General features: G+C 41.1%; 3 protein-coding genes. 2 read left to right on the forward strand and 1 reads right to left on the reverse strand.

Going from position 1 to position 4,320, the window contains the following annotated elements:
- Positions 1 to 1,482: 1,482 nt before the first annotated feature.
- Positions 1,483 to 2,229 (reverse strand): YebC/PmpR family DNA-binding transcriptional regulator, encoded by a 747-nt coding sequence (locus BN200_RS03925; protein ID WP_019221169.1) that lies wholly within the window; start codon positions 2,227 to 2,229, stop codon positions 1,483 to 1,485.
- 395 nt (positions 2,230 to 2,624) lie between these two features.
- Here BN200_RS03925 and BN200_RS03930 point away from each other — a divergent pair, with 395 nt between their 5' ends.
- The gene (locus BN200_RS03930; protein WP_019221170.1) at positions 2,625 to 3,323 is read left to right on the forward strand and encodes a DUF1013 domain-containing protein; all 699 of its coding nucleotides are present in this window, start codon (positions 2,625 to 2,627) and stop codon (positions 3,321 to 3,323) included.
- A 256-nt stretch (positions 3,324 to 3,579) separates the two neighbouring features.
- The gene (gene pal / locus BN200_RS03935; RefSeq protein ID WP_019221171.1) at positions 3,580 to 4,089 is read left to right on the forward strand and encodes a peptidoglycan-associated lipoprotein Pal; all 510 of its coding nucleotides are present in this window, start codon (positions 3,580 to 3,582) and stop codon (positions 4,087 to 4,089) included.
- Positions 4,090 to 4,320: the final 231 nt, after the last annotated feature.

Raw genomic sequence — 4,320 nt, forward strand, 5'->3', positions numbered from 1 at the left:
TCAGCACCTCAGCACCTCAGCACCTCAGCACCTCAGCACCTCAGCACCTCAGCACCTCAGCACCTCAGCACCTCAGCACCTCAGCACCTCAGCACCGCAACTATGCCAAGTTGCTTAGCATCTCTCAATCTTATGAAATTTGCTGCCAAAAAGGGAACTCGCATTCGATTTAATAAAACTTGTCGAGTAGGAGAGAGGATGAATCTGTGAGAGACTATGCCACCTTTGTCATGCTTCATTCCCGTGCTGCAAACTGTAAATTCTGCTGTGGGTGAATAAGAAAGTTAGCATGAAAAGCAAGTGTGGTTCAAAAGAAAGCCCAAGATTTTATCAGGAAGAGTTATTATTTCGGTCAATAGCCAGAGTTATACTATGTTGGTGGAGTTAAGCTTTCTATTTTCTTCTCACTTTGAGAGACCGGAATGCTTTTATTCAAACAGTTTAGTGTGTTGAAGGGATAAAAATAAACATGTTATTGCTGAGAGAGCTTTGTTTCAGAAGGACAAAGAAAAGGAGTCATAAAGACAATGCGATATTCCTGTTCTTCTTTTCTTGTCAAAGAGCAAAACCGTATAGAATGATGATAAACATCTCTATAAAGAACATCAACAGAGGCTTTTTTAGTCAATATGAGTACTTTATACATCTTCTTTGTGATTGAATAAAAAGCTTCTTCTTTTAAGGGAATTGCTGCCTTAAGCTTCAATCATTCTCGCTTTAATTTTCCCTTAGGGCTGAGAGCATCAGGTTTACGGAATCGGAATCTATAATACCAAAATCTATAATACCAATGAGATGTTCTGCTTTGAGGCGGTTTTTGCCTTTGTGTTGTGGGGAAAACGATAGCCGATAACATCTCTGTAGACAGAGGAGTGGTGATCTCAAAGAGGGGCGACACAACAAAAATTACATGGAGAAGGTTAGAAAGGTTCCTATAGAGAAGTCACAAGAGAGCATCATCATTCTCTTTGCTAACTCCTCATGGTGTGGCATTCCCTTGCTTTGTGTAGGTTTAGGCATGGTGACCCTTTTCTTAAGTGATTTTTATCCATAGGTTGCCTTTTTTGTGAGGTACGGGGGCGTGGTTTTTCTGATTTCGAATGCGAACTTATAAAATGAGAAAATCTTGCTGTCTTCTAGGGAGATGCACTCTGTAAAATTTTTATTATCTTTATAAATCAATATGGTATTGCATTATACGTCTGCAGAGGATGATACTGAAATGATTGTATGGAGGAAAAATTGACAGAAAGCTTTTGGGGCTTTCAGGTTGAAGGTTTTTTAAAAAATATATGCCGCCCCGCTAGGGAGGCGAGGCTTCTTATGGGGTGAGAAAAAGGAGGGATACTTCGCTAATTGGTCAATAGTGCACTTGGTTCATTGGTCAATAGTGGTTAACAGGCTCTCAAGGTGATGAGAAGAGAACAGTTAAGAAGAAAACAGCACAGCAGAGAATCGATATGTTAAGGATTGCCACTCCAGTTAAGCAGACAGTTTTGCTAAAATCTCATCGCTGACATCAAAATTGGCATAAACATTTTGCACGTCATCATCTTCTTCTAATGTTGAAATAAGCTTTAGAATTGATAAAGCTTTTTCTTCATCGATGGGGGCAAGGGTGGTGGCTTTCCAAATAGTTTTAATCGATTCTGCTTCGCCAAGTTTTGCTTCAAGTATTTTAGAAACTTCACCAATATCTTCAAATGCGCAGAGAATATGATGCCCGGTCTCTTCCGATTGCACATCTTCAGCCCCTGCTTCTATCGCTGCGTCCATAATACTATCAGCTGTTCCTGCTTCCGACTTATAGATGATTTCACCAATCCGATTAAACATGAAGCTTACGGACCCTGTTTCTCCTAGTGCACCACCTGATTTGGTGAAGGCAGCGCGTACGTTTGAAGCAGTGCGGTTGCGGTTATCTGTTAAAGCTTCGACAATAACGGCAACACCCCCTGGACCATAGCCCTCATAACGTACTTCATCATAATTTTCAACATCACCCCCTGAAGCTTTCTTAATGGCGCGTTCAATATTGTCTTTGGGCATCGATTGTGCTTTCGCATTCTGTACTGCGAGCCTTAAACGCGGGTTCATAGCTGGATCAGGAGAGCCTTGTTTGGCTGCAACGGTAATTTCACGTGCAAGCTTTGAAAATATTTTCGAGCGCATCGCATCTTGACGCCCTTTACGGTGCATAATATTCTTAAATTGTGAATGGCCTGCCATGGCTTCCCTTTCAGTTTTTTTGGGGGTTTTCCTTTCAGTTCTCAAAGACCCCTCAATTTAGGCGGTCAAACACCCATTGCGACCGGATAAATATGCTAAAAATCTACCAACAAATTCATCGTATCATAAGGTGAAGTGATCGAGTAAACTCTTTCATAAAAAAAATCCCCGTAAAGGTAAAGAGGCTTTCTTGAGAAACACATCAGACTGGTGTCTTGTCGTCAATCAAAAATCAGGCTATAACAGGATGTAATTTCATGGGAAAAATGGTTTATTCCATGTCTCGCTTTATCGGAGCGGGTAAAAGAGCCTGACAATATAGGAAAGAAGACTCCAGAGCTCCAAAGTGGGCAAAACGTGCCTGTTTAAAAGGCGAATAAGAGGATATTATAGAGATGGCAACGCAACTTTTGATGCCCAAAGCTACAGCTGTTTGGCTGGTTGATAATACAGCGCTTACTTTTGATCAGATTGCAGAATTTTGTAAATTGCATGTGTTGGAAGTAAAAGCTATCGCTGATGGTGATGCTGCTTATGGTATTAAAGGACTCGATCCCATTAGTTCTGGTCAGTTGACACGCAGTGAAATTGCACGTGTGGAAGCAGACAAAAATGCGCGCTTGAAAATTTCTCAATCAAAAGTTCATATTCCAGAGAAAAAACGTAAAGGGGCGCGCTATATCCCTCTTTCAAGACGTCAAGATCGCCCAAATGGTATCTTATGGCTAGTGACCAATCATCCTGAGTTAAAAGATGCACAAATTGCACGCTTGATTGGAACTACAAAAGGAACTATTGAGCAAATTCGCAATCGAACCCATTGGAATAGTGCTAATTTAGTCCCTCTCGATCCAGTAGGGCTTGGCTTGTGTTTGCAAATCGATTTGGATATCGAGCTCCAGCGTGCTGCAAAAAATCGCCCTCTCTCTCCAGAGGAAGACAGGTCCTTACTTCCTGCATCGGTTACGGAAAATGTTGCTCTCCATGAAGCGGAACATGAACAGGATTTCAACAAGAATTTCGATGCTGATAAAGTTTTTGCTAAACTCAATGCATTGCAGAAAAATCGTGAGGATGATGCATCAACAGAATGATGCATGGTAAAGGACTCGGTTGCAGGTTGAGGCTCAAAGACTCTCAATAAAAAAGCTCTTAGGAAAAAGCTCCTGAGAAAGAGCCCTGGGGAAAGAACTCTTGGGGAGAAAGCTGTTGGAGACTAAAAAAGAATGGTTGGGAAAAAAATAAAAAATATTTTTTCTTCATTAGCAATTAACGGTTATCCTTGAAGCGCTGTTGAAAGAATATATCTCAGTTCAATAGTCATTTTTAATAACTAAGGAGAATCACTACATGCGCTCTCTCAAAAATATTATCCTTCAGCCTTTCGCTGGGGCCCTTTTTTTCTCACTGTCTCTAGTGGGATGCGGTAAGAAAAATGTCAGTGCACTTAGCGGTATGCACGGCTCCTTTTCAAATGATCAGGCCTCTTTAGGTTCAGGGCAGGATTTTACCGTTAATGTTGGAGATCGCGTTTTCTTTACTCTCGATTCTTCTTCCATTGAGCCTGACGCCGAAGCTATCTTAACACGCCAAGCAGAATGGTTGTTGCGTTATCCCTTCTATTCTATTGTCATTGAAGGTCATGCTGATGAACGTGGTACGCGTGAATATAATTTAGCTCTTGGTCAGCGCCGCGCTGTTGCTGTACGCAATTATTTGATTTCTCTTGGTGTTTCTCCGCAACGGATGCAAACAATTTCTTATGGAAAAGAAAGACCTGTAGCAGTCTGTGACGATATTTCCTGTTGGAACCAAAATCGACGTGCTGTTACTACCATTAATAATATGAACAGTTATTAAAAAAAACAACGGTTTGCTTAAATCGTTCGATTGGTTCTTAAGGGGAGAAAAGTATGTCGATGTATTGTAAAAAAAACAAGAAAATTGTCTTTTATATGGCGATCTTTATTGCCTGTTCTGCTTCTTTTGCTCAAAGTTCAGCACGGTGGGTTTCCCAATATTTTACACATGACTCGGATTCTCATAACACGGATAAGGCTGCTACTGAGGCGGATAAGGCTACTGATGCGG

The sequence above is a fragment of the Bartonella senegalensis OS02 genome (genome assembly GCF_000312545.1).
GTDB classification, from domain to species: Bacteria; Pseudomonadota; Alphaproteobacteria; order Rhizobiales; family Rhizobiaceae; genus Bartonella; species Bartonella senegalensis.

Coding starts and splice junctions, on each gene's coding strand:
- BN200_RS03930 (WP_019221170.1), top strand. CDS start 2,625: ATGGCAACGCAACTTTTGATGCCCAAAGCTACAGCTGTTTGGCTGGTT.
- pal (WP_019221171.1), top strand. CDS start 3,580: ATGCGCTCTCTCAAAAATATTATCCTTCAGCCTTTCGCTGGGGCCCTT.
- BN200_RS03925 (WP_019221169.1), bottom strand. CDS start 2,229: ATGGCAGGCCATTCACAATTTAAGAATATTATGCACCGTAAAGGGCGT.